This is a genomic window from Mycobacterium heidelbergense, assembly GCF_050205645.1.
In the GTDB taxonomy this organism is placed as follows: Bacteria; Actinomycetota; Actinomycetes; order Mycobacteriales; family Mycobacteriaceae; genus Mycobacterium; species Mycobacterium heidelbergense_A.
The window spans coordinates 43918-69121 of sequence record NZ_JBNMQT010000016.1 but is presented as its reverse complement, the minus strand read 5'-3'; the positions used below and the strand labels follow the sequence as shown (position 1 = coordinate 69121).

General features: G+C 67.6%; 25 protein-coding genes and 1 pseudogene. 12 read left to right on the top strand and 14 right to left on the bottom strand.

Annotated elements, in window-relative coordinates; translation table 11 throughout:
• Positions 1-156: 156 nt before the first annotated feature.
• Positions 157-1782, top strand: coding sequence for a chaperonin GroEL (gene groL, locus ACQI5H_RS18265; protein WP_427080730.1), 1626 nt, complete (start codon positions 157-159; stop codon positions 1780-1782).
• A gap of 146 nt (positions 1783-1928) precedes the next feature.
• On the opposite strand, the gene ACQI5H_RS18260 is transcribed toward groL, so the two are convergent.
• The 3 genes and pseudogenes from ACQI5H_RS18260 to ACQI5H_RS18250 form a co-directional block, all read right to left on the bottom strand.
• Positions 1929-2327, bottom strand: coding sequence for a pyridoxamine 5'-phosphate oxidase family protein (locus tag ACQI5H_RS18260; protein WP_427080729.1), 399 nt, complete (start codon positions 2325-2327; stop codon positions 1929-1931).
• A gap of 182 nt (positions 2328-2509) precedes the next feature.
• Positions 2510-3043, bottom strand: a pseudogene (locus ACQI5H_RS18255) (PPE family protein); the annotation flags it as partial.
• 38 nt (positions 3044-3081) lie between these two features.
• On the bottom strand, positions 3082-4821 hold the full coding sequence (locus ACQI5H_RS18250) for an N-acyl-D-amino-acid deacylase family protein (protein WP_427080728.1): 1740 nt from the start codon (positions 4819-4821) through the stop codon (positions 3082-3084).
• A gap of 47 nt (positions 4822-4868) precedes the next feature.
• On the opposite strand from ACQI5H_RS18250, the gene ACQI5H_RS18245 reads away from it, so the two are divergent.
• The 3 genes from ACQI5H_RS18245 to ACQI5H_RS18235 are packed head-to-tail and all read left to right on the top strand — an operon-like array spanning position 4869 to position 6646.
• Positions 4869-5240, top strand: coding sequence for a VOC family protein (locus tag ACQI5H_RS18245; protein WP_427080790.1), 372 nt, complete (start codon positions 4869-4871; stop codon positions 5238-5240).
• A 10-nt stretch (positions 5241-5250) separates the two neighbouring features.
• Entirely contained in the window at positions 5251-5775 is a 525-nt protein-coding gene (locus ACQI5H_RS18240) for a mycothiol transferase (protein WP_427080727.1), read from the top strand.
• Between the two features lie 10 nt (positions 5776-5785).
• Positions 5786-6646 (top strand): hypothetical protein, encoded by an 861-nt coding sequence (locus ACQI5H_RS18235; RefSeq protein WP_427080726.1) that lies wholly within the window; start codon positions 5786-5788, stop codon positions 6644-6646.
• Here the strand turns inward: ACQI5H_RS18235 and ACQI5H_RS18230 are convergent.
• From ACQI5H_RS18230 to ACQI5H_RS18205, 6 genes are read right to left on the bottom strand one after another with little or no spacing between them, the layout of a single operon-like run.
• A complete protein-coding gene (locus tag ACQI5H_RS18230) occupies positions 6643-7341 on the bottom strand; it encodes an anti-sigma factor domain-containing protein (protein WP_427080725.1) in 699 nt (232 codons plus the stop codon). The two genes, ACQI5H_RS18235 and ACQI5H_RS18230, sit on opposite strands and share 4 nt — an antisense overlap.
• Entirely contained in the window at positions 7338-7913 is a 576-nt protein-coding gene (locus tag ACQI5H_RS18225) for a sigma-70 family RNA polymerase sigma factor (protein ID WP_427080724.1), read from the bottom strand. The genes ACQI5H_RS18230 and ACQI5H_RS18225 overlap by 4 nt, the downstream gene beginning before the upstream one ends.
• 11 nt (positions 7914-7924) lie before the next feature.
• On the bottom strand, positions 7925-8716 hold the full coding sequence (locus tag ACQI5H_RS18220; protein WP_427080723.1) for a DUF1295 domain-containing protein: 792 nt from the start codon (positions 8714-8716) through the stop codon (positions 7925-7927).
• Positions 8713-9975, bottom strand: a complete 1263-nt coding sequence (locus tag ACQI5H_RS18215) for a class I SAM-dependent methyltransferase (RefSeq protein ID WP_427080722.1) — start codon at positions 9973-9975, stop codon at positions 8713-8715. Before ACQI5H_RS18215 ends, ACQI5H_RS18220 begins: the two co-directional genes overlap by 4 nt.
• Positions 9972-10706: a DUF1365 domain-containing protein gene (locus ACQI5H_RS18210; RefSeq protein ID WP_427080789.1), complete on the bottom strand. Its 735-nt coding sequence runs from the start codon at positions 10704-10706 to the stop codon at positions 9972-9974. The genes ACQI5H_RS18215 and ACQI5H_RS18210 overlap by 4 nt, the downstream gene beginning before the upstream one ends.
• The gene (locus ACQI5H_RS18205) at positions 10703-11998 is read right to left on the bottom strand and encodes an NAD(P)/FAD-dependent oxidoreductase (protein WP_427080721.1); all 1296 of its coding nucleotides are present in this window, start codon (positions 11996-11998) and stop codon (positions 10703-10705) included. The genes ACQI5H_RS18210 and ACQI5H_RS18205 overlap by 4 nt, the downstream gene beginning before the upstream one ends.
• A gap of 113 nt (positions 11999-12111) precedes the next feature.
• Between ACQI5H_RS18205 and ACQI5H_RS18200 the strand changes: the two genes are divergently transcribed.
• From ACQI5H_RS18200 to ACQI5H_RS18190, 3 genes are all read left to right on the top strand, one after another.
• Complete coding sequence (locus ACQI5H_RS18200) at positions 12112-12792, top strand: TetR family transcriptional regulator (RefSeq protein WP_427080720.1); 681 nt, start codon at positions 12112-12114, stop codon at positions 12790-12792.
• 151 nt (positions 12793-12943) lie between these two features.
• Positions 12944-13489, top strand: coding sequence for an MmpS family transport accessory protein (locus ACQI5H_RS18195; protein ID WP_427080719.1), 546 nt, complete (start codon positions 12944-12946; stop codon positions 13487-13489).
• Positions 13486-16410: an RND family transporter gene (locus ACQI5H_RS18190; protein WP_427080718.1), complete on the top strand. Its 2925-nt coding sequence runs from the start codon at positions 13486-13488 to the stop codon at positions 16408-16410. Before ACQI5H_RS18195 ends, ACQI5H_RS18190 begins: the two co-directional genes overlap by 4 nt.
• Positions 16411-16412: 2 nt before the next feature.
• Here the strand turns inward: ACQI5H_RS18190 and ACQI5H_RS18185 are convergent, their stop codons facing one another.
• Positions 16413-17252: a PaaX family transcriptional regulator C-terminal domain-containing protein gene (locus tag ACQI5H_RS18185; protein ID WP_427080717.1), complete on the bottom strand. Its 840-nt coding sequence runs from the start codon at positions 17250-17252 to the stop codon at positions 16413-16415.
• 19 nt (positions 17253-17271) lie between these two features.
• On the opposite strand from ACQI5H_RS18185, the gene ACQI5H_RS18180 reads away from it, so the two are divergent.
• Positions 17272-18450, top strand: coding sequence for an aromatic ring-hydroxylating oxygenase subunit alpha (locus ACQI5H_RS18180; RefSeq protein ID WP_427080716.1), 1179 nt, complete (start codon positions 17272-17274; stop codon positions 18448-18450).
• Between the two features lie 9 nt (positions 18451-18459).
• Here ACQI5H_RS18180 and ACQI5H_RS18175 read toward each other — a convergent pair whose 3' ends face one another.
• From ACQI5H_RS18175 to ACQI5H_RS18160, 4 genes are all read right to left on the bottom strand, one after another.
• Positions 18460-18912, bottom strand: a complete 453-nt coding sequence (locus ACQI5H_RS18175) for a DUF5078 domain-containing protein (RefSeq protein WP_427080715.1) — start codon at positions 18910-18912, stop codon at positions 18460-18462.
• 65 nt (positions 18913-18977) lie between these two features.
• Positions 18978-19886, bottom strand: coding sequence for a crotonase/enoyl-CoA hydratase family protein (locus tag ACQI5H_RS18170; RefSeq protein WP_427080714.1), 909 nt, complete (start codon positions 19884-19886; stop codon positions 18978-18980).
• Between the two features lie 3 nt (positions 19887-19889).
• Positions 19890-20216 carry a hypothetical protein gene (locus ACQI5H_RS18165; protein WP_427080713.1) on the bottom strand — a complete coding sequence of 109 codons (327 nt, stop codon included), beginning with the start codon at positions 20214-20216 and terminating at the stop codon, positions 19890-19892.
• The gene (locus tag ACQI5H_RS18160; protein ID WP_427080712.1) at positions 20213-22324 is read right to left on the bottom strand and encodes a prolyl oligopeptidase family serine peptidase; all 2112 of its coding nucleotides are present in this window, start codon (positions 22322-22324) and stop codon (positions 20213-20215) included. The genes ACQI5H_RS18165 and ACQI5H_RS18160 overlap by 4 nt, the downstream gene beginning before the upstream one ends.
• Before the next feature lie 68 nt (positions 22325-22392).
• On the opposite strand from ACQI5H_RS18160, the gene exaC reads away from it, so the two are divergent.
• The 4 genes from exaC to ACQI5H_RS18140 are packed head-to-tail and all read left to right on the top strand — an operon-like array spanning position 22393 to position 25196.
• A complete protein-coding gene (exaC, locus tag ACQI5H_RS18155) occupies positions 22393-23916 on the top strand; it encodes an acetaldehyde dehydrogenase ExaC (RefSeq protein ID WP_427080711.1) in 1524 nt (507 codons plus the stop codon).
• The gene (locus ACQI5H_RS18150; protein ID WP_427080710.1) at positions 23916-24395 is read left to right on the top strand and encodes a DUF779 domain-containing protein; all 480 of its coding nucleotides are present in this window, start codon (positions 23916-23918) and stop codon (positions 24393-24395) included. The genes exaC and ACQI5H_RS18150 overlap by 1 nt, the downstream gene beginning before the upstream one ends.
• Positions 24392-24670 carry a putative holin gene (locus ACQI5H_RS18145; RefSeq protein ID WP_427080709.1) on the top strand — a complete coding sequence of 93 codons (279 nt, stop codon included), beginning with the start codon at positions 24392-24394 and terminating at the stop codon, positions 24668-24670. The genes ACQI5H_RS18150 and ACQI5H_RS18145 overlap by 4 nt, the downstream gene beginning before the upstream one ends.
• Entirely contained in the window at positions 24663-25196 is a 534-nt protein-coding gene (locus ACQI5H_RS18140; RefSeq protein ID WP_427080708.1) for a hypothetical protein, read from the top strand. The genes ACQI5H_RS18145 and ACQI5H_RS18140 overlap by 8 nt, the downstream gene beginning before the upstream one ends.
• The last annotated feature ends 8 nt before the right edge of the window (positions 25197-25204 follow it).

Below are 25204 nucleotides of genomic sequence, written 5' to 3'. Positions count from 1 at the left end.
CGACATAGGCGAGTGCTAAGAATGACGTTGGCACTCGCGACCGGTGAGTGCTAGGTCGGGACGGTGAGACCAGGTCCAACGACAGCCCGGTCGTCCGTCGCGGGCACTGCACCCGGCCAGGACGTGTCATCCCCAATCCGGAGGAATCACTTCGCAATGGCCAAGACAATTGCGTACGACGAAGAGGCCCGGCGCGGCCTCGAGCGGGGCCTGAACAGCCTCGCCGACGCGGTAAAGGTGACGTTGGGTCCCAAGGGCCGCAACGTCGTCCTAGAGAAGAAGTGGGGTGCCCCCACGATCACCAACGATGGTGTGTCCATCGCCAAGGAGATCGAGCTGGAGGACCCCTACGAGAAGATCGGCGCCGAGCTGGTCAAGGAGGTCGCCAAGAAGACCGACGACGTCGCCGGTGACGGCACGACGACGGCCACGGTGCTCGCCCAGGCCCTGGTCAAGGAGGGCCTGCGCAACGTCGCGGCCGGCGCCAACCCGCTGGGCCTGAAGCGCGGCATCGAGAAGGCGGTCGAGAAGATCACCGAGACGCTGCTCAAGACGGCCAAGGAGGTCGAGACCAAGGAGCAGATCGCTGCCACCGCGGCCATCTCCGCGGGCGACCAGTCGATCGGCGACCTGATCGCCGAGGCGATGGACAAGGTCGGCAACGAGGGCGTCATCACCGTCGAGGAGTCCAACACCTTCGGCCTGCAGCTCGAGCTCACCGAGGGCATGCGGTTCGACAAGGGCTACATTTCGGGCTACTTCGTCACCGACGCCGAGCGTCAGGAAGCGGTCCTCGAGGACCCCTACATCCTGCTGGTCAGCTCCAAGGTGTCGACCGTCAAGGACCTGCTCCCGCTGCTGGAGAAGGTCATCCAGGCGGGCAAGCCGCTGCTGATCATCGCCGAGGACGTCGAGGGCGAGGCTTTGAGCACCCTGGTCGTCAACAAGATCCGTGGCACCTTCAAGTCGGTGGCCGTCAAGGCCCCCGGCTTCGGTGACCGGCGCAAGGCGATGCTGCAGGACATGGCCATCCTCACCGGTGGCCAGGTCATCAGCGAAGAGGTCGGCCTGACCCTGGAGAACGCCGACGTCTCGCTGCTGGGTAAGGCCCGCAAGGTCGTCATCAACAAGGACGAGACCACCATCGTCGAGGGCGCCGGTGACTCCGACGCCATCGCCGGGCGGGTGGCCCAGATCCGCGCCGAGATCGAGAACAGCGACTCCGACTACGACCGCGAGAAGCTGCAGGAGCGCCTGGCCAAGCTGGCCGGCGGTGTTGCGGTGATCAAGGCCGGCGCCGCCACCGAGGTGGAGCTCAAGGAGCGCAAGCACCGCATCGAGGACGCGGTCCGCAACGCCAAGGCAGCCGTCGAGGAGGGCATCGTCGCCGGCGGTGGCGTGACCCTGCTGCAGGCCGCCCCGGTCCTGGAGGAGCTGAAGCTCTCCGGTGACGAGGCGACCGGCGCCAACATCGTCCGCGTGGCGCTGGAGGCTCCGCTGAAGCAGATCGCCTTCAACTCCGGGCTGGAGCCGGGCGTGGTGGCCGAGAAGGTGCGCAACCTTCCGGCGGGCCAGGGCCTGAACGCCGCCAGCGGTGAGTACGAGGACCTGCTGAAGGCCGGCGTTGCCGACCCGGTCAAGGTGACCCGTTCGGCGCTGCAGAACGCGGCGTCCATCGCGGGGCTGTTCCTGACGACCGAGGCCGTCGTAGCCGACAAGCCGGAGAAGGCGGCCGCTCCGGCGGGCGACCCGACCGGCGGCATGGGCGGTATGGACTTCTAGGTCCCAGTTACGAAAAAGCCCGGTTCCCTTGGGGGCCGGGCTTTTTCGTGTCGCCGATCGTGGGCCTTCGCCGAATGTGCGGCCAGCCGCACATTCGACGCCGAGCGTGCCGCCAGCTTCACGTTCGGCGGCTGTGAGGGCGAGACTCACGCCGGCAGCGAGAACACCACGCAGTCGTGCAGGCAGCCTTTGGCCGCCGACGGGGAGTCGGCCTCGCGATGCAGCAGCGCGCGGGTGGGCACCACGTCCAGGCGAACCGCCTCGTCGCCGCCGTCGCTCACCTCGGCGGTGCCGTCGACGATCAGCGAGTAGCCGCCCGGCTCGGTCGGTGGCCACAGCAGGGTGACATCGCTGCGCTGGGCGAGGTTTTCGCGGGTGCGCCCGCCGATCAGCCCGACGTCGAGGACCGCGCCGTCGCGCAGCTGCGGTTCGACCGTCACGGTGTGGGCGCGGTAGTCGTCGCCGACGGTGATCAGATACGCGAACGGGTAGTCCGGCAGGGCGGCCGCGAGCCGCTGCAAGTCCACCCTCTTCTTCGTGCGCATGAAGTCGAGGATAGGCGCGTCGGTCAGGTCTGGTTGAGCAAGCCGGGGCCGCTGACGCCGGGGTTGAAGCCCGTGCTCGCGGTGGTCGAGTTGAGGATGCCCGAGCCGATGTGGGGGCTCACGCCGCCCGTGACGTCGGCCGGCGTGCCCGTGGCTAGACCCACAGCGGGCGGGCCGAGATCGAGTTTCGGCAGCACCTGATGCCAGGGCGCCAGCTTCGCCACCGCCGCCGACGCGTCGGTGTGGTAACCCGACATCGCCACCACGTCCGTTGCCCACATCTGTTCGTACGCGGCCTCGATGTCGGCGATGGCCGGGGCGTTCTGCCCCAAATGATTCGTCGACGCCAACGCTTGCACCAGGTTGCGGTTGGCGGCCACCACCGCGGGTTGCACCGTGCTCTCTAGTGCGGTCTCGAACGCGGCCGCGATGGCCGAGGCCTGGCTGGACGCCGCCTCCGCCTGGGCGGCCGCCGCGGACAGCCAGCTCACATACTGGGTCGCGACGGACATCATCGCCGCCGCCGACGCGCCCTGCCAGGAACCGTTGGCCAGATCCGATGTCACCGAAAAGAACGAGGATGCTGACGATGCGAGGTCCTCGGCCAGCCCGTCCCACGCCTTCGCCGCAGCGAGCAGTGGCGCCGCACCGGGTCCGGCGAAAATTCGTGCCGAGTTGATTTCGGGCGGCAACCGCGCATAGTGCGGGCTCGTCACTAACCAAAGTTAACCGGGACGAGCCGCCCTTCGTGGCGTTATGGCGCAGGTACCGGAGAAGGCTTGCGGCCGCGGACCAACCTGCCAGGACGGGCGTCGGTGGGAACTCCGTCCTCGGCGATCACCTCACCGGACACGATCGTCGCGACATAGCCGTCGGCGGTCTGGTCCAGGCGACGCCCGCCGGCGGGCAGGTCGTAGGTGATCACGGGCTTGTGCAGCCGCAACGCCGCATGGTCGATGACGTTGAGGTCGGCCTTGTAGCCGACGCCGATGCGGCCGCGATCGCCCAGCCCGGCGATGCGGGCCGGCACGGACGTCAGCTCGCGGACGGCCTCCGGCACGGTGAACCGTCCGGCCTTCCGGTCGCGCGCCCAGTGCGCCAGGAAGTACGTCGAGTAGCTCGCGTCGCAGATCATGCCGTAGTGCGCGCCGCCGTCGCCGAGGCCCAGCACCACGTCGTCGCGGTGCAGCAGCTGCCCGACGGTGTCCAGCGAATTGCGCTCCAGGTTGCTGGTGGCGACCAACAGCATGGCGCGGCCGTCGTCGTCGAGCAGCCGGTCGTAGGCCTCCTCCATCGGGTCCACCCCACGGGCCCGCGCGCGGGCCCCGACCGACGTCGACGGGTCCGGCTCGTAATCGGGGGTGTCTCCCAGCGGGAAAATCCAGTCCCACATCTGCGCCACGTACAGGATCGGGTGACCGACGCCGGGCTTGTCGGCCAGGATGCGGGCGCGGACCTCCGGCTTGCGCATCTCGGCCACCCGCTCGGCCAGCGGCAGGTGGGCGATCTCGCGGTAGCTCGGATAGAGCACGAACGGGTTGGCGGACAGTTGCAGCCCGATGATCAGCCCGATGGGCCGCGGCAACAGCTGCGCGGTGATATCGCCCCCGGCCGCGTTGGCCTTCTCGATCATCGTGATGGCCTCCGGCCACGTCGGGTCTCCGGCGTTGGCGACGACGAGCGTGAACGTGAGCGGCAGCCCGACGTCCTCGGCGACCTCGAAAACCGTCTGCAGCACCGGCTGGTAGCCGCCGGCGGGAATGTCGGGCACGAATTGCAGCAGGCCCCCGCCGCCGTCCACGACGCCGCGCGCGATCTCTTCGATCTCCTCGCGGGCCGCCTCGTAGCTCGGGATCGGCGAACCGCTCTCCGTCTTGTGGATGGTCAACCGCGACGACGCGAAGCCCAGCGCGCCGACCTCGACCGCCTCCTTCGCCAGCGCACGCATCCTCGCGAGGTCGTCGGCGGTGGCCGGCTCGCGGTTGGCGCCGCGCTGACCCATCACGTAGACCCGCAGCGGCGAGTGCGGCAGGTAGGCGGCCACGTCGATGTCGCGCTTTCCCGCGTCCAGCGCATCCAGGTATTCGGGGAAGGTCTCCCACGTCCAGGGCAGGCCGTCGGTCATCACGACGCCGGGAATGTCCTCGACCCCGGCCATCACGTCGACGAGCACGTCGTGGTCTTCCTGGCGGCACGGCGCGAAGCCGACCCCACAGTTGCCCATCACGACCGTTGTCACCCCGTGCGCCGATGACGGGGTCAGGCGTTCCGACCAGATCGACTGGCCGTCGTAGTGGGTGTGCAGGTCGACGAAACCGGGCGTGACCAGCAGCCCGGTCGCGTCGATCTCCCGGGCGGCGCCGTCGCCGTTGACCGACCCCACGGCCCCCACCTTTTGGATCACTCCATCCTTCACCGCCACGTCGCCGACGTACGGCTCACCGCCCGAGCCGTCGACGATGGTGCCATTGCGAATGATGAGGTCGTAGGTCATCTAAATAATCTACGACCGTGTCGGGCGGTCATGCCAGGATCAGTTCCGTGATCGACCACCTGGGCATCAACTGCGCCGACTACCCGAAATCGCAACAGTTCTACGACACCGTGCTGGGCACGCTGGGCTACTCGCGGCAGCTGGACTTCGGCCGGGCCATCGGATATGGCCGCGACGGGCATCCGGCATTTTGGATCTCCGACGGCGCCGGAATGGGATCCAACCGCGAAAACCACATCGCGTTCGAGGCCGCCGACGAGCAAGCGGTGCGCGCGTTCCACGAGGCCGCGGTGGGTCTGGGCGCCGAGTCGCTCCACGAGCCCCGCGTGTGGCCCGAATACCACCCCGGCTACTTCGGCGCGTTCGTGCGCGACCCGGACGGCAACAACGTCGAAGCGGTCTGGCACGGGCGCCCGTAATGTCGGTGGCATGGCCAACACCCCCGGCGCCGACGCCGCCGCGCAGGAGCTGCTTCGCGACTCGTTCACCCGATTGATCGAACACGTCGACGAGCTCACCGACGGGTTGACCGACGAGCTGTCCAATTACCGGCCAACACCGAACGCCAACAGCATCGCCTGGCTGATCTGGCACAGTGCCCGGGTTCAGGACATCCAGCTGGCCGATGTGGCCGGGGTCGAGCAGGTGTGGACCCGCGACGGCTGGGTGGACCGGTTCGGGCTGGACCTGCCGCGCAACGACAGCGGCTACGGGCACGGCCCCGAGGAGGTCGCCAAGGTGCGCGCGCCCGCCGACCTGCTGTCCGGCTATTACCACGAGGTGCACAAGCTCACGCTGTCCTACGTCGCGGGCGTGACCGCCGCCGAGCTGTCCCGCGTCGTGGACACCAACTGGGACCCCCCGGTAACCGCGAGCGCGCGGCTGGTGAGCATCATCGACGACTGCGCCCAGCACCTCGGGCAGGCGGCCTATCTGCGAGGGATCGCACAGTAGGTTCTAACGCGTGCGATTCGCGGCTGCGGTTTCCAAGGCGGTCATGTGGCTCGCCGCCACGGTTGCGCTGGCCGTAGCCATCCCGGCGACGTGGGCGCAGTGCAATCTCATCAACGACGACGGCTACGCCGCGCTGGCGAAGAATGCCGCGGCCGATCCCGCGCTGCAGTCGGCGGCGGCCTCCGAGCTCACCACCCGGGCGATGGCGCTCATCGCCGAGCGCGGCGGCGGACGCTACCCGGTCGACGGCCAGCAGGTGCACGACGCCGCCACCGCGTTCACGTCCGGGCCTGGCTTTCCGCCGCTGTTCGCCCAGGTGAACCGGGCCGCGCACGGCTGGTTGTTCACCGGCAGCGGATCGAGCGACTCATGGGTCGTCGACCTGGCCCCGATGCTCAAAGACGATGCACTCCAACGGATTTTGAACAGTCACAACGTGAAAGTGCCTGCGACGCTGACCGTTCCGCTGACGGTGTCCGGACCGTTGCGGCAGGGCCAGCTGAGCCGGTTCGCCACCTGGGGCCCATGGGTGAGCATCGGCGCGGCGGCCCTGAGCGGTTTCTGCGCGCTGCTGACGCTGGCCGTCGCCCGGCGCCGCGGCAAGGCATTGACCAGCCTCGGCGTCTCCGCGCTGCTCGTCGGTGCGGCGGGCTGGGCGGCAATCGAGGCCGCCGGCGGGTACGTGAACACGGCGCTCAACCGCACCACCGGCGACATCCGCCAGATCGCCGATGTGATGGTCGGCCACGCCGAGGCCGGGCTGCGTCACTGGCTGAACCTGACCCTGGTCGCCGGCGCCGCGCTGGTGGTGCTGGGCGTGGTCGTCGCCGTGCTGGGCGCCCTGCTGCAGAAGTCCCCGAAAACGGCCTAGCTCAGCGGCAATTCGGCCAATATCGGGGTGGTCGGCTGCGGCGACCCCGCGCCGGGTTCGACGGTGAACGCCAGGGCCGTCGACGACCCGAGGTTGGTCAGCGTCTCCTTCGTCGACGGCGCGACCGCCGCGGCGCCCATCGTCCCGGCCGAGGTCGGGCCGTTGGCCCCGATCAGCCACATCTGATAGACGCTGCCCGGCGCCGGCGGCGGCACGTTGTTCATCACCAGCACGCCCGCGTTGCGGTCACGGGAGAACATCACCGTGGCGGTCCCGTTCGCCAGCGGGCGCGAGACCGTCCGCACATCCGGGGCGGCCAGGACCTGTTCGGCGACCGTCGACGGCGCCGGCGGCCGCATCAGCACCCCGACGCCGAACGCCGCGGCGCCCACCACGACCGCCGCCGCCGCGGACGCCAAAACGGCCGTCCGCCAACTCAATTGGCGCACCTTGGGGGTGTCCACCGCCGCCAGCGTGGCCGTGCGCAGGTGGGCCGGGGGTTCGGTCGCGGTCGCCGCCGCCACGAGCGCCATCGTCTCGCGGACGGCGCGGACCTCGTCGTTGAAGGCGGCGGCGAGCGGCGTCGGCGCGGACGCCACCCGCCGGTCGAGGTCGGCCCGTTCCCCCTCCGACATGGCGTGCAGGGCATATGGCGCGGCCAGTTCGAGCAATTCGAATTCGGTCGGGTCGGTCATGACGCGTCCAGGCAGTTGCGCAGGCCGCGCAGTGCGTCGCGGATGCGTGACTTGATCGTCGACAAATTGGCGGCCAGCCGCTGCGACACCTCTGAGTACGTCAGGCCGCCGTAGTAGGCCATCTCGATGCACTGCCGCTGCGCCTCGGTCAGCGCGTCCAGGCATTCGGTCACCCGGCGACGTTCCTCAACGGCGATCGCGGATTCGGCGACCGGGTCGTGGGCCGCGGCGCTGACGGGTTCGACATTGGCTGCGCCATAGCGTGATTCCCGACGGCTGCCGGCCTGCTCGGCGCGCACCCGGTCGATGGCCCGCCGGTGTGCCATGGTCATCAGCCAGGCGAGGGCGGAACCCTTCGCGGCGTCGTACTCCGACGCGGTCCGCCACACCTCGAGATAGATCTCCTGCGTGGTTTCCTCGCTGTAGCCGGCGTCGCGCAGCACCCGTACCACCAGTCCGAACACCCGGCTCTTGGTCAGGTCGTAGACGGCGGCGAAGGCGTCGCGGTCCCCGCGCGCAACCCGGCCCAGCAGGGCGTCGAGGTCCCCGCTCAGCTGCGCCGCTCCGGTCATCGATCGGTAGCCTATCGCCACACCGATCGGGGCGGCCGCGGGAAGAAAAACGCGGTCCGTTGCCGGTATTCGTCGAAGCCCGGGCGGCCGGCCATCAACTTCTCGGTGAGCCGGGCGCCGGTGACGTACACCAGGAAGTAGGTCATGAGCAGCGGCGAGCCGATCGTCGCGAGCGACACCCACCCCGTGATCGTGATCAGCCACAATCCCCACCACACCGCCGCGTCGCCGAAGTAGTTGGGGTGGCGCGTCCAGGCCCACAGGCCGCGGTCCATCACCATGCCGCGGTGCGCGGGATCGGATTTGAATGCCTTCAGCTGCCAATCGCCGACCGCCTCGAACGTCACGCCGACCAGCCACACGGCCACGCCAAGCACGGTGACGGCCGTCAGCGGCTTCGGGGTGGGACCGCTGACCGCCGACAGCTGCAGCGGGAAGGAGACGAACCAGGTGATGAAGGCTTGCAGCACAAAGACCTTGCGTATCACCTGGGACAGCGTGGCCTCGCGCAGCATGGCGCCGTAGCGGGGATCCTCCCCCTTGCCCGCGGTCTTGCGCTGGATGTGCCAGCTCAGCCGCAGGCCCCAGAACGTCACCAGCGCCAGCAGCAGCCATCGCCTGCTCGCCTCGCCGTGCCCGAGCGTCGCGGCGACGGCGGCGATGGCCACGAAGCCCACGCCCCACGCGACGTCGACGACGTTGTAACGGCCGATCCGCCTGCCGATGGCGAACGTGACCGAGTGCACCACGGCCAGCGCCACAATCGACGCGCCGGATACCTCCAGGAGGTTGATCGGATTCATCTGCGGCCCTCGCGTGCGAACGTCCACTGGTAGACGTCAAGATAGCCCGACCGGAATCCGGCCTCGGAGTACGCCAGGTAAAGCTCCCACATGCGCGCGAAGACTTCGTCGAAACCCAAGTGCGTCAACTCATCTCGTTGCCGCGTGAACCGCTCGCGCCACAGGCGCAGCGTTTCGGCGTAGTGCGGGCGCAGCGACGTCACGTCGACGGTGTGTAAACCGGTGCGCCGCTCGGTGATCGCGGAAATGGCCTGTGTGGACGGCAGCAGCCCGCCGGGGAAGATGTACTTCTGAATCCAGGTCTGGGTGTTGCGCGTGGCCAGCATCCGGCGGTGCGGCATGGTGATCGCCTGGATCGCCACGCGACCACCGGGGCGCACCAGCCGCTCGAGCGTGGCGAAATACCGCGGCCACGAGTGATATCCCACCGCCTCGATCATCTCGACCGACACCACCGCGTCGTAACACCCGTCGACGTCGCGGTAGTCGCACAGGTCGATCTGGACCGACTCCGACAGCCCTGCCGCGGCGACCCGACGCCGCGCCAGGCGCTGCTGCTCGGCCGACAGGGTCACCGAGCGGACGTGTGCCCCGCGGGCGGCCGCGCGGATGCACAACTCACCCCATCCGGTGCCGATCTCGAGAACCCGGCTGCCGCAGCCGACTTCGGCCATGTCGAGCAGCCGATCGATCTTGCGTCGCTGCGCGGCGGCCAGGTCGCCCGCGGCCGCGGGCAACCGGGGGAACAGCGCGCACGAGTAGGTCATGGTCTCGTCGAGGAACGCCGCGAACAGGTCGTTGGACAGGTCGTAGTGCTCTGCGACGTTGCGGCGCGCCTGATCTCGGCCGGCGCCGCGCCAGCGCGGCCGAAATGCCGGGCCGATCGGCCGCAGCCACTGCAACGCGCGCGGCACCAGATCGGCCACCGAGCTGGCGAAGACCGTCAACACCGCGGTGAGGTCCTCCGACGCCCATTCGCCGGCCATGTACGACTCGCCGAACCCGATCAGCCCGTGTCGCCCGATCCGGCGCGCCAGCGCATCCGGTCGATGCACCACCAACGTCGGGGCAGTCGGGTCGGCCGCTCCGACCACCGCGCCGTCGGGGTAGACCAGCCGTAGCGGCAGGCGAGCGGCCGCGCGCCGCAGCAGCCGGTCGGCGATAGCCGCGGCGATCGCGCCCGACGGCACCGTCGCGACCGCCGGCCAGCGCTTCGAATCGATTGCCGCCGAGGGCTTTTGGATGGTCTTCAGACTCATCGCGGTACCACCGGAAGTCGACGTAACCACAGCTTGATCCCCTGTATCCGGATGCGCGCGGCCACCGCCAACGGCGCCAGCGGCGAAATGACTTGCATGATCGCGACCTGTCTGCTCGTTGCCGGACGCCGCTGTCCGCGCATGGTGGCACTGAATTCCGGCGACGGCCGACGGTGATCGCGGTGCAGCGACACGGTGATGTCGACGTCGACGCCGGGCCGGGGGGCCCGAACCAGGTAGTAGCCGTCCACCGGGTTGAACGGCGAGACGTAGAAGCGTTTGGCCGTCACCACCGGAAGGTCGGCCGGGGGCAACAGATAGGCATGACGTTCGCCGTAGGTGTTGTGCACCTCGGCGATCACATGACGCAGCCGGCCGTCCCGGTCATGGCACCAGAAGACGGACAGCGGGTTGAAGACATAGCCGAACACGCGGGCCTGCAGCAGCGCGGTGATGCGGCCCTCGGGTGCGGCCACGCCGTTCTCGGCGAAGAAAGCGCCGAGGCGTTCGCGCAGTGAGCCGCCGTTCGAGAAGTGATCATCGGCGCGGAATCGTGCGAACGGCCGCAGCCACCAGCGCAGCCGGGGGAGGTGGTCGACGTCGACATACCAGCTGTAGCTTCGGTATTCGAACGCATGGCGCACCGGAACCCGCCGACAGTGGGTGATCGTGGTGCGGTAGATCGCGGGTGTGAGCGCGTCGGGAAGCGCGTCGGTCGGCGCGTCGGTCAGCACGCGGCCACCTCCCGGCGACGGGTCGCCGCCGGCCAGTCGGCGCCGAGCCGGCGGGCCGCGCGCAGCCCCGACGCGGCGCCGTCCTCGTGGAACCCCCAGCCGTGGTAGGCGCCGGCGAAGACCGCGCGGTCGTCGTCCAGGGTCGGCAACAAGCATTGGGCCGCAACGGATTGCGGGGTGTACAGCGGATGGCTGTAGGTCATCTCGGCGATCACCGATTCGGGCCGCACGCGGTCATGCCCGCCCAGGGTGACCAGGTACCGGCGCTTGGAGTCGATACGCATCAGCCTGCTGATGTCATAGCTGACCACCACGCGGTCGTTGCCGGGGGTCACCAGGTAGTTCCACGACGCCCGCGCGCGGCGGTGATGCGGCAGCACCGAGGAGTCGGTGTGTAGCTGGGCCCGGTTGGTGGAGTACGGAATCGCGCCCAGCACGGCGCGCTCCCGGGGCGTCGCGCCGTCGAGCAACAGCAACGCCTGGTCGGGATGGACCGCGACGACGGCGGCGTCGAAAAGGCGCGGCGGGTTGTTGCCCGCCCGCACCACCACCCCGTCGGGCACCCGGCGCAGCGAGTGCACCGGCGTCGAGGTCGACACCTCGTCGAGCCGTGCGGCGACGGCCGCCACGTACGTTGCCGAACCCCCGGTCACGGTGCGCCACCTGGGGGAGCCGAACACCGACAGCATGCCGTGGTGCGCGAGGAAGACGAACAGATAGCGGGCCGGATACCGCAGCGCGTCGTCGCCGGCGCAGGACCACACCGCCGCCACCAACGGGGTGATGAAGTAGTCGACGAAGTACGGCGAGAACCGGTGTCGGGTCAAGAAGGCGTCCAGCGTCTCGAGACTGGCGGCATCGTCGCCCAGCAGCCGCAAGGCGGCACGGTGGAAGCGGACGATCTCGGCGAGCATCCGCAGATAGCGCGGTCGCAACGACTGCCGGCATGCAAACAGGCCCCGGAGGCCAAGAGCGCCTGCGTATTCGAGCCCGATGTCGTCGGCCCGCACCGACATCGACATCTCCGATTCTTGGGTGGCGATGCCGAGGTCACCGAACAATCGGCACAGTGTCGGGTAGGTCCGGTCGTTGTGCACCAGGAAGGCCGAGTCGACGCCGATGATGCGCCCGTCACCGTCGTCGACGAAGTGGGTGTGCGCGTGGCCGCCGAGCCGCGCGTCGGCCTCGTACAGGGTGACGCGGTCGCGCCCGGACAGGACGTAGGCGGCGGTGAGGCCGGCGACGCCGCTGCCGATGACCGCGACCGAGCGTGCGTAGGGCTGATCCACATCAGCTATTCGGAACCATCGACCTGGCGGACGGGCTGCTGGGCGCTTACCGATGTCTAGCCGAGGGTGAACGACCGCAAATCACACGATGTGCGTTATACAAATCACACGATGTGCGTTATCCTCAGCCGGTGGCGCAACTCACCTTCCAGCGCGCCCGCACGGAGGAGAACAAGCGCCAACGTGCGGCGGCCCTCGTCGAAGCCGCGCGCTCGCTGGCGGTCGAGACCGGAGTCGCCTCAGTCACTTTGACCGCAGTCGCCAGCCGCGCCGGAATTCACTACTCCGCCGTGCGCCGCTACTTCACGTCGCACAAGGAGGTCCTGCTCCAGCTCGCCGCCGAAGGCTGGGCCCGTTGGTCGGGCACGGTGTGCGAGGAGTTGGGCAAGCCGGGGCCGAAGTCACCGGCGCGGGTGGCCGAGACGCTGGCCAATGGGCTGGCGGCCGACCCGCTGTTTTGTGACCTGCTCTCCAACTTTCACCTGCACCTCGAGCACGAGGTGGAGATCGACAGGGTCGTCGAGATCAGGCGGAACATCGCCGCCGCCGCGGTCGCGCTGGCCGACGCCATCGAGCGTGCGCTGCCCGCGCTGGGTCGTTCCGGTGCGTTCGACGTCTTGATCGCCGCGTACTCGTTGGCCTCGGCGTTCTGGCACATCGCCAACCCCCCGGAGCGGCTGACCGACGCCTATGCGGAGGAGCCCGACGCCCTGCCACCGGAGTGGAACATCGACTTCGCATCCGCCCTGACCCGAGTGCTGACGGCGACGTGCATCGGCCTTGAATCGTCATGATCAGGAAAGGAGACGACGGCGCTGTGGCTTGGCGAATTGCGACCCGTGCGACCGGTCCCGGGATCTCCGAGCGCTCCGCGTCCGAGAGGCTGTGGGGCGTCGCTAACGTTAGGCTGTTTAATGTTTCGCCCGTGAAGGACTTGAAGCGCCCATGACGATGACTGAGCCAAGGACCGAGCCAATAGAGAAGCAGGGCTCCGCCGACAGCGAGGACAACAAGACCCCGCAGCGCGGTGGGAAAAAGGGGCTGTTCGCGCGTTTCTGGCTGGTGCTCACGATCGCGGCTGTCGTCGCGGTGTCGGGATTCGTCGTATACCGATTGCACGGCGTCTTCGGCGTTCACCGCGGTTCGTTCGGTGGTGGCACCTCGGGCGAGGTCCTCGACGAGTTCAACGCCAAGACGATCACGCTCCAGGTCTGGGGCCCACCGGGCAGCACGGCAACCATCAACTACCTCGACGAAAACTCCCACCCACAGCAGGCCCTCAACGTGCCCTTGCCCTGGAGCAAAGTATTGAGTTCAACGAAGCCCGGTATCCCGGCAAACCTGGTGGCGCAAGGCGACGGCAGTTGGATCGCCTGCCAGTTCGTGGTGAACAAGCACGACGGGAGCGGTGACGTCATCAAGACTCCGAACCGCTCAAATCCCAACCAAACCGTGAACGCCTTCGTTTACTGCCTGGACAAGTCCGCATGAGCGAGCCAGCCGAGGCTCCGCCGCGCGTCGACCAGCCGCTGATCCCGCCGTTCCTGCCGCGGATGATCCACCGGCTGGCCCTGCCGATCGTCCTGGTCTGGTTGGGCATCGTGTTCATCACCAACACCGTGGCCCCGCAGCTGGAGGTCGTCGCCAAAACCCACTCGGTGTCGATGAGTCCGACGGACGCGGCGTCCTTTCAGTCGATGATGAAGGTCGGATCGACGTTCAAGGAGTTCAACTCCGACAACTCGGCCATGATCTTGCTGGAGGGCGACAAGCCGCTCGGGGCCGAAGCGCACCGCTACTACGACGAGATCGTCAGGCGCGTCGCGCAAGACAAGAAGCACGTTCAGCACGTCCAGGATTTCTGGAGCGATCCGCTGACGGCGGCGGGTTCCCAGAGCCACGATCAAAAGGCCGCGTACGTCCAGGTCTACCTGGCCGGCAACATGGGAGGCGGGGAGGCGACCGAGTCTGCCTTGGCCGTCCGCAAGATCGTGGACTCGGTGCCCGCGCCGCCGGGCATCAAGGCCTACGTCACCGGGGCGGGTCCGCTGTTCGCCGATCAGTCCCACGCGGGTGAGAAGGGCGTCGCGAAGGTCACGCTCGTCACCTTCGCAGTGATTGTGGTGATGCTGCTGTTCGTCTACCGCTCGGTCGTCACCATGATGATCATGCTGGCGATGGTGTTCATCGAGCTGGCGGCGGCCCGCGGTGTCGTCGCGACGCTCGGTAACTACGGCGTCATGGGGCTGTCCACCTTCGCCAACAACATGCTGGTGCTGATGGCGATCGCCGCCGGGACGGATTACGCGATCTTCGTGGTCGGGCGCTATCACGAAGCGCGCGGTTTGGGCGAGTCGCGCGAAAAAGCGTTCTACACCATGTTCCACAGCACCGCGCACGTCGTGCTCGGGTCGGGATTGACCATCGCCGGCGCGATGTACTGCCTGAGCTTCTGCCGGCTGCCGTACTTCCAGTCGCTGGGGGTGCCGTGTGCGGTCGGCATGCTGGTCGCGGTGCTCGCGGCTTTGACGCTGGCTCCGGCGATACTGACGGTGGCGTCATTCTTCAAGCTCCTGGATCCGAAGCGAAAGCTGCAGACTCGGGGCTGGCGTCGTATCGGCACGGCGGTCGTCCGCTGGCCCGCACCGGTTCTCGCGGTGACCATCGGGATCGCATTGGTTGGTCTGCTCGCCCTGCCCGGCTACAAGACGGACTACGACAACCGCCACTTCCTGCCGGCGGACACCCCGGCCAATGTCGGTTATGCCGCCGCGGATCGGCACTTCGACCAGGCTCGGCTCAATCCTGAGCTGTTGATGATCGAGACCGATCACGACTTGCGTAACCCGGCCGACTTCATCGTCCTGGACAAGGTCGCCAAGGCGGTCTTCCACATCCCCGGTATCGGCCGGGTGCAGACCATCACCCGGCCGTTGGGCACGCCGCTCGACCACAGCACCCTCGGTTTTCAGATGGGCGCACAAGCCGCAGGGCGGCTCCAGACCCAGCACTATCAGGAACAGCAGGCGGCAAACCTGCTCAAGCAGGCGGACGAGCTGCGCAGGACGATGGCAACGCTGCGTGAGCAGATGCAGGTCACCCAGGATCTGAGCAACACCACACACGAAACCACCAGGCTCACCAAAGAAACGGTGAAGATCACCGAGGCGTTGCGCGACGACATCGCCAACTTCGACGACTTCTTCCGGCCGATCCGTAGCTTCTTCTACTGGGAGAAGCATTGCTACGACATCCCGGCCTGCTGGGCACTCCGGTCGGTCTTCAACGCGCTCGACGGCATCGACCAGGTGGCTGAGAACATCGTGGAGCTCAGCGCGAATCTGGACAAGCTGGATCAGATTCAGCCGAAGCTGGTGGCGCTGATCCCGCCGCAGATCGAGAGTCAGCAGCGCAACCTTGACACCGTCATGTCGAACTACGCGATCACAAACGGTCTCAACGACCAGGCGAAGGCGCAGGCCGACAACGCCACCGCGCAGGGCGATGCCTTCGACAAAGCGAAGAACGACGACACGTTCTACCTTCCGCCGGAGGCGTTCAACAGCCCGGATTTCGCGCGAGGTCTCAAACAGTTCATCTCGCCGGATGGGCGCGCCGTCCGGTTGATCATCTCCCATGAGGGCGACCCGGCGAGTCCCGAAGGCATCCGTCACATCGAACCGATCAAGCAGGCCGTGCACGAGGCGATCAAGGGCACGCCCTGGGAGGGCGCCAAGGTCTACCTCGGCGGTACCGCCGCGACGTACAAGGACATGCACGACGGCTCCAACATCGACCTGCTGATCGCCGGAATTGCCGCAGCCACACTGATTTTCATCATCATGCTGGTGATCACCCGAAGCGTCGTGGCGGCCTTTGTGATCGTCGGTACGGTGTTGCTGTCACTAGGCGCCTCATTCGGACTCTCCGTGCTGCTGTGGCAGTACATCCTGGGCATGAAGTTGCACTGGATGGTCCTGGCGATGGCGATCATCCTGCTGCTGGCGGTCGGCTCGGACTACAACCTGCTGCTGATATCGCGGTTCAAGGAGGAAATTCACGCCGGGCTGAAGACAGGGACGATCCGCGCGATGGCCGGTTCGGGCTCGGTGGTGACCTCCGCCGGTCTGGTGTTCGCCGCGACCATGGCCACGTTCATGTTCAGCCCGCTGCTGGTGATGGCCCAGGTGGGTACGACGATCGCGCTGGGTCTGTTGTTCGACACCTTGATCGTGCGGTCGTTCATGACACCGTCGCTGGCCACCCTGCTCGGGCGCTGGTTCTGGTGGCCGCAGCACGTGCGACCCCGGCCGGCCAGCACCATGCTGCGGCCATTCGGACCGCGTCCCGCCGTGCGCGAGCTGATCGACGTCCAGGAGCCCCCGGCGGGCGGGTTGGTACAAGCGCGCTGATCTTACGGTGTGCGCCGAAAGGCGTTGAGCATACGGTGTTTGAACGCCTCGTCGAAAACCCGGTAGGTATCGCGCAGCCGATTTCCCGGCCAGTCTTCCGGGATGAAGTGCGTCGGCAGTAGCGGGTCGAGTTGCAGGTGCCGGACGACGGCGATCGACAACGCGAACTGGAAGCGGAAGCTGGCGCTGGTGTCGTCATGGTGTAGCGCTGGGCCGTCGAGTTCGGCCCGCATGGCGCCGGCCAACCGTTTTGCCTCGCTGGCCCAATCATCAAGGGAAAACAGCGATCTCACGGTGTCGTCGGCGATCGTCGAGGCGGCCTTGTGGAAGTGGACGCATTGGCGGTCCAGGACGCTGCGCATCGACGGGAGTCGTTGCGGGTCAAGGTTATCCGGTCGGATCCACACGCCCTCGCGAAGTTCGGCCAGGTGCAGCGCGGTGGCCGCCTTGCGCAGCTCGAGCCGTTCGGACGGCGGCCGGCGCTCGGCCGAGACGACGGCCAGTTCCCACGTTCCATCCCAGCCGCGAGTCGCCACGTCGGGGATGCGCGAGGCGTCGTCCACGCGTTCGCGTCTTTCCAGCAAGTGTCCCGCCAGCGCGTAGGTACCGTCGTCGCTGGTGAGTTCCCCACTGGAGACCATGCGCCAGAGGCACGTGCGTGCGGCGCCCCCGCTGATCCCGAACAGTGAGGCCACCGCGACGAGCTCGGCGGCGCTGAGCCGAGGTTGGTCGGCCCCCAGTAACGCGGTCGCCAGTACCGATCGCGCGCTGAGCGCGCGGTCTCCGACCACCGCGGCGACCTCGGAACGGTTATCACGAAACGATTGACGCGTGACAGGCACAGTGTGATACTTCCAGAGTATGAGCACTCCGACAAGATCTCCGGTAGCCCCGGACGTGGAGATCGTCCGGCGGATCCTTTCCCACATCGACGGGGGAACCACCGACGAGGGCGAGGTGTGGCGCGAGCCGGTCCGCAACTACGTGGATCCGAGCCGTTTCGCCGAGGAGATGCGGGTGCTGCGCGCGTTCCCGAGTGTGTACCTGCCCTCGGTGGCCATCCCCAACGTCGGCGACCACGCCGAACGCACCACCTTTGGGGTGCCGCTGTTCGCCGTGCGCGGTCGCGACGGCCGGTCCCGGGTATTCCGCAACGCATGCCGGCACCGGGGGCTGGCCCTCGTCGAGGGTCCGGGCTGCTCGCACGCGCTGGTGTGTCGCTACCACGGTTGGACGTATCGGCTGGACGGCTCGCTGTCACACGTTCCGCACGACGAGGCGTTCCCCGATCTGGACGTGTCGGCCCGCGGCCTGGTCGAGGTGGAAAGCCGCGAGGTGGACGGCCTGATCGTCATCGACCCGCTCGATCCGCCGGCAACCGAGTCGGGGCGACAGCAGGTCGACGCCGCCATCGCGGGGCTCTCCGACGGCAGCCCCTGGCGCGACAAGCTTTTGCCGGCCGAGCGGCTGGTGTTGGTGAACGCCACTGCGCGGCAGATGAATTGGAAGGTCCTCGTCGAACAGTTCCTGGAGGGTTATCACATCCGCTCGACGCACAGGGACACGTTCTATCCGCTCCAGTACGACGATCTCACCGTCGTGGAATCCTTCGGCCCCAATACGCGAATCACGTTCCCGTACCGCAACATTGAGCGGCTGCGCGATCGTCCCGAATCGGCGTGGAACATCGATGCCCGGGTGACATATGTGTATCACCTGTTCCCCAACGTGATGATCGCGACGTTCCCCGACCAAACGATATTGATCGTGATCGAGCCCGTGGACGTCGCGAACTCCGTCGTCTCCCTCTACGCGATGGTCACGCCCGCGGTTGCACAGAAGCTGTCGAACTCGGGCGACGCCGAGCCGGGGGCGCGCAGCCTGCTCGATGCCGGTGCGTTAGAGGACAACGAGATGTCCGAAGGCGTGCAGCGCGGCCTGCACGCCGGGGCGAACACGTTCCTGGAGTTCGGGCGCCACGAAAGCGCCATCGGCCGCTTTCACGCGACCCTCGATGAGCGGCTAGCGCGCGTCAGCTAGCTCCGAGCGCTACGCCCAGTTCCACACCGACATGTCGCCGGGCGGGTACTGGTTGCAGATGTCGGTGGCCTTGGCGACGACACCCTTGTTGTTGAAGAAGATCTTCATGTGGTTGGGCCAGGCCACCCACAGCGGATCGGAGACTGGCGCGTAGAAGTTCTCGGAGTAATTCCTGCGGTCCTCCGGCGACAGCGAGTAGAACCAATGCGCCTTGTCGATCGTCGCCTGCTGGACGTTCGGGTGGTTGTTGAAGTCGATCATGTACCGCTGGTAGTACACCGGGCTGGTGTCCCTGGACGCCGCCAGGATCTGCTCGGCGTCGCAGGTGGTATTGATCATCCGGCGGGGGATCGGGAAGTCTTCGGTGGAATCGGCCGCGGCGGTCGTCGGGAACGTCGCAGCGGCGATGCCCAGGGCGAGGAACATGGCGCCTGCACGCAGGCTGGAGCTGAGCCGAGACATAGTGGCTACGGTAGCACTTTCCAGGTGGCGAAGGACAGCCGGTAGCGAATTCGTAACCTATCTTACTAAGTACCGCTATCAGGGACGATGACGTGCGAGGGGTCCGGGCGGAGCTCCGGCGGGGCCTGGCTGTAGTCGCCGAAAGGGCCATCGCGGCGCTCGACCGCGGCGCGCACACCCTGGGTTTCCGCGGTCCTGATGAAGTCGAGGGCGTCGGGGGTATTGCGCATCAGACCGTCGAGAATGCCGCCCAGCACCTGGGTCGACGCCAGGCCCATGTTTTCGTAGGCCTGGTTGACGATCAGCTTCTGCGCCCGCAATTGGGACAGCGGGATTCGCGCCAGCTCGGCGGCGATCTCGGCCACGCGAGCCTCGAGGCGCTCGAACGGCACCGCCTCGTTGATCAGCTCGACCTCGGCGGCCTGGACTCCGGTCAGCGGCCGGCCCGTCAACGAGTGCCATTTGACCTTGGCCAGGCTCAGCCGATACAGCCACATGCCGGTCAGGTAGGCCCCCCACATCCGGCTGTACGGGGTGCCGATCACCGCGTCCTCGCTGGCGATCACGATGTCGGCGCACAGCGCATAGTCACTGGCCCCGCCAACGCACCAGCCGTGCACTTGCGCGATGACCGGCTTGGACGCCCGCCAGATGGCCATGAATTTCTGCGTCGGCCCCGTCTCGCGGGCGCTCACCATCGCGAAATCCTTGCCCGGATCCCACTTGCCGTCGGTCGCCATGCCTTCGCCCCAGTGCTTGAATCCGCCACCGAAGTCGTAGCCGCCGGAGAATGCGCGGCCGGCGCCGCGCAGCACGATGACCTTGACGTCCGGGTCGCGCTCGGCCAGGCCCACCGCCGCTTCGATCTCGTCTGGCATGGGCGGCACGATCGTGTTGAGCTGCTCCGGGCGGTTGAGCGTGATGGTGGCGATCGGACCGGCCGCCTTGTAGATCAGCGTCTCGAAGTCGGGCATGGGCTAGCGCTCCTCATCGGGTGGGTCGGGCTGGCGGTTTTCCGGATTCCACGCGTAGATCCGGTCGCCGATCTTCAGATAAGGCGTTGTCAGGTAGGCCGATCCCACGACGATGGCGCTGAAAATCAACGTCGTCATGACGGCGTTCGGCCAGAGTTTGCCCGTCCCGAACGCAAAAAAGATGATGCCGAGAGCCGAGGTTCCCCAATAGAAGTACCGGGCCTTGCGGCGCTCGGCGATGAAGCGAAAACGAACCTGAGCCCAGCCGGCGGCGATCAGGACCAGCCCGGCAGCGACCAACCCGAGCTCGATGATGTCGAGGATCTTCATGCCTTGCCTCCCAGGGTCCGCCAGAGGAACGAGTAGCTCAGCGCCGACTTGAACGCGACCTGCTCGTTGTCGGCCGCGCCGGCGTGCCCGCCCTCGATGTTCTCGTAATACCAGGCCTTGTGTCCCGCGGCCTGCAACGCCGCCGTCATCTTGCGGGCGTGGCCCGGGTGCACCCGGTCGTCGCGGGTGGACGTGGTGAACAGCACCGGCGGATACTGCCGGGTCGAGATGTTCTGGTACGGCGAATATTTGGAGATGAACTCCCAGTCGTCGGGGTTGTCCGGATCGCCGTATTCTGCCACCCAGGACGCGCCCGCGAGCAACAGGTGATAGCGCCGCATGTCCAGCAGCGGCACGTCGCAGACCAGCGCGCCGAATTTTTCCGGGTATTGGGTGAGCATGATGCCCATCAGCAGACCGCCGTTGCTGCCGCCGCGAGCGCCGAGTTGCTCGACGGTGGTGATGCCGCGGCGCACCAGATCGGTTGCCACCGCCGCGAAATCCTCGGCCACCTTGTGCCGGCCCTCGCGCATCGCCTGGGTGTGCCATCCGGGTCCGTACTCGCCGCCGCCGCGGATGTTGGCCATCACGAAGGTCCCGCCGCGGGCCAGCCACAGCCGGCCCAGTACGCCGTCGTATCCGGGGGTCCTGGCGACTTCGAATCCGCCGTAACCGCTCAACAGAGTGGGGCCGGGGCCGTCCGTTGTGCCGGGCCGCACCACGTAGTAGGGGATCGACGTCCCGTCGTCGGACGTCGCGAAATGCTGTGCCACGGACAAGTTTTCGGCGTCGAAGAATACCGGTGCGGATTTGATCGGGTCGGGTTGCCCGTCGCCGGCGCCGCGCAAGAGCCGCGAGGGGGTGACGAATCCGCTGGAGTCGAGGAAGAACTCGTCGCCGGTGTCGTCGGCGGTGACGACGACCGTGTTGGTGGCGGCCGGGATGCCCGCCACCGGCTCGCGCCGCCACGTGCCCCGTGACGATCGCAAGCGCGGCGAAGCCGGGCGCTGGGGGCACCTCCCGCTTGCGGGGGACGGGTCGTCACGCGATGGCGGCGTGGCGATCTCCACGCGGCTGGCCACGTCGGCCAGCGTGACGATCAGCAGGCGGTCTTTCGTCCAGGCGTAGTGGTTGAGCGCGGTGTGCTCGTCGGGCTCGAACACCACCCGCAATTCCGCTGTGCCGGCGAGGAATTCGTCGTAGTTTGCCGCGAGCAGTGAACCCGCGGTGTATACCGCGTCGCGGAAGTACCAATCGGTGCGCAGCTCGATCAATATCCATTCGCGGTGGATCGACACGCTGGCGTCGGTGGGCGCGTCGATGCGAATCAGCTCCGCGCCCCGCAGTTCGTAGACCTCGTCGTTCCAGAAGTCGAGGGCGCGAAGCAACAGGGTGCGCACGAAGCCGGGTGTGCGGTCCGCCGAGGCGAACACGCGGACGTCGGAAGGGGTGCCCTCGAATAGGGTCTCCGCGTCGGCCAAGGGCGTGCCCCGCCGCCACCGCTTGATCACGCGGGGATAGCCCGATTCGGTCAGCGAACCGGCACCGAAATCGGTGCCCACCAGCACGGTGTCCGGGTCGGCCCAGGAGACCTGCGACTTGGCCTCGGGCAGCTCGAAGCCGCTGGCGACGAATTCCCGTGTCGCCATGTCGAATTCGCGCACAATGGACGCGTCCGAGCCGCCCCGTGACAGGGCGATCAGCGCGCGGGTGTGGTCGGGTTCGATGACGCCGGCGCCGGCCCACACCCATTTCTCGCCGTCCGCGCGTCCCAGCTCGTCGACGTCGATCAGCACGTCCCACTCGGGGGAGTCGGTGCGGTAACTGTCCAGGGTGGTGCGCCGCCACAGCCCGCGCGGATTGGCGGCGTCGCGCCAGAAGTTATAGAGGTGCTCGCCGCGGCGGACGACGTAGGGGATTCGGGTGTCGGTGTCGAGCACCTCGAGCGCCTCGATGCGCATCTCCTCGAACCGCGCATCGCGGAATTCGGCGAGCGTCGGCTCGTTGCGCGCCCGGACCCAATCCAGCGCCTCCTCGCCGGTGACGTCCTCCAGCCACAGGTACGGGTCCTCGGCCAAGTGGTGGTCAGCAGCAGCCTCTGAAGTCATGGAAGCCATTGTGGCCCCGGCGGTAGTGTGAGCTGTATCGCAGGAGGACAGAACGAGGAGCCGAGCAGATGACTGTTTTCGCACGTCCAGGTGCCGCCGGGGCATTGATGTCGTATGAATCCCGGTACGAGAACTTCATCGGGGGCCAATGGGTCGCGCCGGCGGGCGGCCGCTATTTCGAGAACCCGACGCCGGTGACAGGTCAGACGTTCTGCGAGGTGGCCAGGTCCGACGAGGCCGACGTGGAAAAGGCGCTCGACGCCGCCCACGCGGCCGCACCCGCCTGGGGCAAGACCGCGCCCGCCGAGCGTGCGGCGATCCTGAACAAGATCGCCGATCGCATCGAGGAAAACAAGGCCGCGCTGGCGGTGGCCGAGGTGTGGGACAACGGGAAACCGATCCGGGAGGCGCTGGCCGCCGACATTCCGCTGGCCGCCGATCACTTCCGGTATTTCGCGGCGGCGATCCGCGCGCAGGAGGGTTCGCTGTCCCAGATCGACGAGGACATCGTCGCCTACCACTTTCACGAGCCGCTGGGCGTGGTGGGCCAGATCATTCCGTGGAACTTCCCGATCCTGATGGCGAGCTGGAAGCTGGCGCCGGCACTGGCGGCCGGCAATGCCGCGGTGCTCAAGCCCGCCGAGCAGACGCCGGCGTCGGTGCTCTATCTCATGTCGCTGATCGGCGACCTGCTGCCGCCCGGGGTGGTCAACGTGGTCAACGGATTCGGCGCGGAGGCGGGCAAGCCGCTGGCGTCGAACAACCGCATCGCCAAGGTCGCCTTCACCGGGGAGACCACCACGGGGCGACTGATCATGCAGTACGCGTCGCAGAACCTGATCCCGGTCACGCTGGAACTCGGCGGCAAGAGCCCCAACATCTTCTTCTCCGACGTGATGGCCGCGCACGACGATTTCCAGGACAAGGCGCTGGAGGGCTTCACGATGTTCGCCCTCAACCAGGGCGAGGTGTGCACCTGCCCGTCGCGCAGCCTGATCCAGGCCGACATCTACGACGAGTTCCTGGAGCTGGCTGCCATCCGCACCAAGGCGGTCCGGCAGGGCGACCCGCTGGACTCCGAGACCATGCTGGGCTCGCAGGCCTCCAACGACCAACTGGAAAAGGTGTTGTCCTACATCGAGATCGGCAAGGACGAGGGCGCCAAGATCATCACCGGCGGAGAGCGCGCCGAGTTGGGTGGCGACCTGTCCGGCGGCTTCTACATGCAGCCGACGATCTTCGGCGGCAACAACAAGATGCGGGTCTTCCAGGAGGAGATCTTCGGGCCAGTGGTGGCGGTGACGTCGTTCAAGGACTACGACGACGCGATGGGTATCGCCAACGACACCCTCTACGGTCTGGGCGCGGGCGTGTGGAGCCGCGACGGCAACACCGCCTACCGGGCCGGTCGCGACATCCAGGCGGGCCGGGTGTGGGTCAACTGCTATCACGTGTACCCGGCGCATGCGGCGTTCGGTGGCTACAAGCAGTCCGGCATCGGCCGGGAGAACCACAAGATGATGCTCGACCACTACCAGCAGACCAAAAACCTGATGGTGTCCTATTCGCAGAAGGCGCAAGGATTCTTCTGATGGTCCCGCCAGCCGGGGTGGTGATCACCGCGGATGCCGCCAAGCTGCTCGGGCAGCTACAGGACCGGCACGGCCCGGTGATGTTCCATCAGTCCGGAGGCTGCTGCGACGGGTCGTCGCCGATGTGCTACCCGCGCGGAGACTTCATCGTCGGCGACCGCGACGTGTTGCTCGGCGTGCTCGATGTCGGGGACGGGGTGCCGGTGTGGATTTCCGGTCCGCAGTACCAGGCGTGGAAGCACACGCAGCTTGTCATCGACGTGGTGCCCGGCCGCGGCGGCGGGTTCAGCCTGGAAGCCCCCGAGGGGGTGCGGTTCTTATCCCGCGGCCGCGTCTTCACCGAGCAAGAGCAGGCGTCGTTGGCAACGGTCATCACCGGCGCCGACTACGAGCGCGGTGAACGCCCCGCGACACGGGGTCAGGTGGTGGCCGACGCGGCATTGGGGACATGCCCAACCGCAGTACAGTCGAGAAAGTGATACCGCTTCCTCGTCCGTGGCTGCTGGCCAGTGCCATGCTGATCGGTTGCGCGGTCGGGTTATTGGCGGGCGTGGCGTTCACCGTCGTGGACCACCCGAGGGTCCGCCCCGACATCGCGATCGCACTCGTGGTGGGGATTCCCAGTGTGATCGGGCTGCTGACGATCGTGCTGTCGGGACGGCGCTGGGTCACGATGGTCGGCGCGTTCATCCTCGCGGTGGCGCCGGGTTGGTTCGGCGCGCTCGTCGCTCTGCGGGTGGTGGCCGGTGCCTGACTTACCTGATGAGGACCGCGAATCCCACCCGCGGACCGAGGCGTTCGTGCCGGACTTCTCCGACGACACCGGCTCACAACCCGTTCCCGTCGTCGCCGAGCCGGAAACGCCCGCGCCGGAGACCGCCCCGGAGGAGGACACCGAGCGCGACGGCGTGACCGAAGCCGGCGGTGCGCCGGTGCAGCCCGTCGCCGTTCCCGGCCGCTACCACTACCTGAAGTGGTGGCAGTTGGTTCTCGTTCTCCTCGGCGTGTGGGCCGTGGCGGCCGTCGTCGGGCTGGGGTTGTTCTATTGGTGGTACCACACCATCGACAAGGCGCCCGCGGTGTTCGCGGTGCTGGTCTACGTCGTCGCCTGCGTGGTGGGTGGCGTGATGCTGGCGATGCACGGCCGGCCGCTGGTCTCGGCGCTGTCGATCGCGGTGATGTCCGGGCCGCTCGCCGCCGTCGCCGCCGCGGCGCCGCTCTACGGCTACTACTACTGCGAGCGGGTGGGCCACTGCCTGATCGGCGTCATCCCGTACTAGGCCGCGCC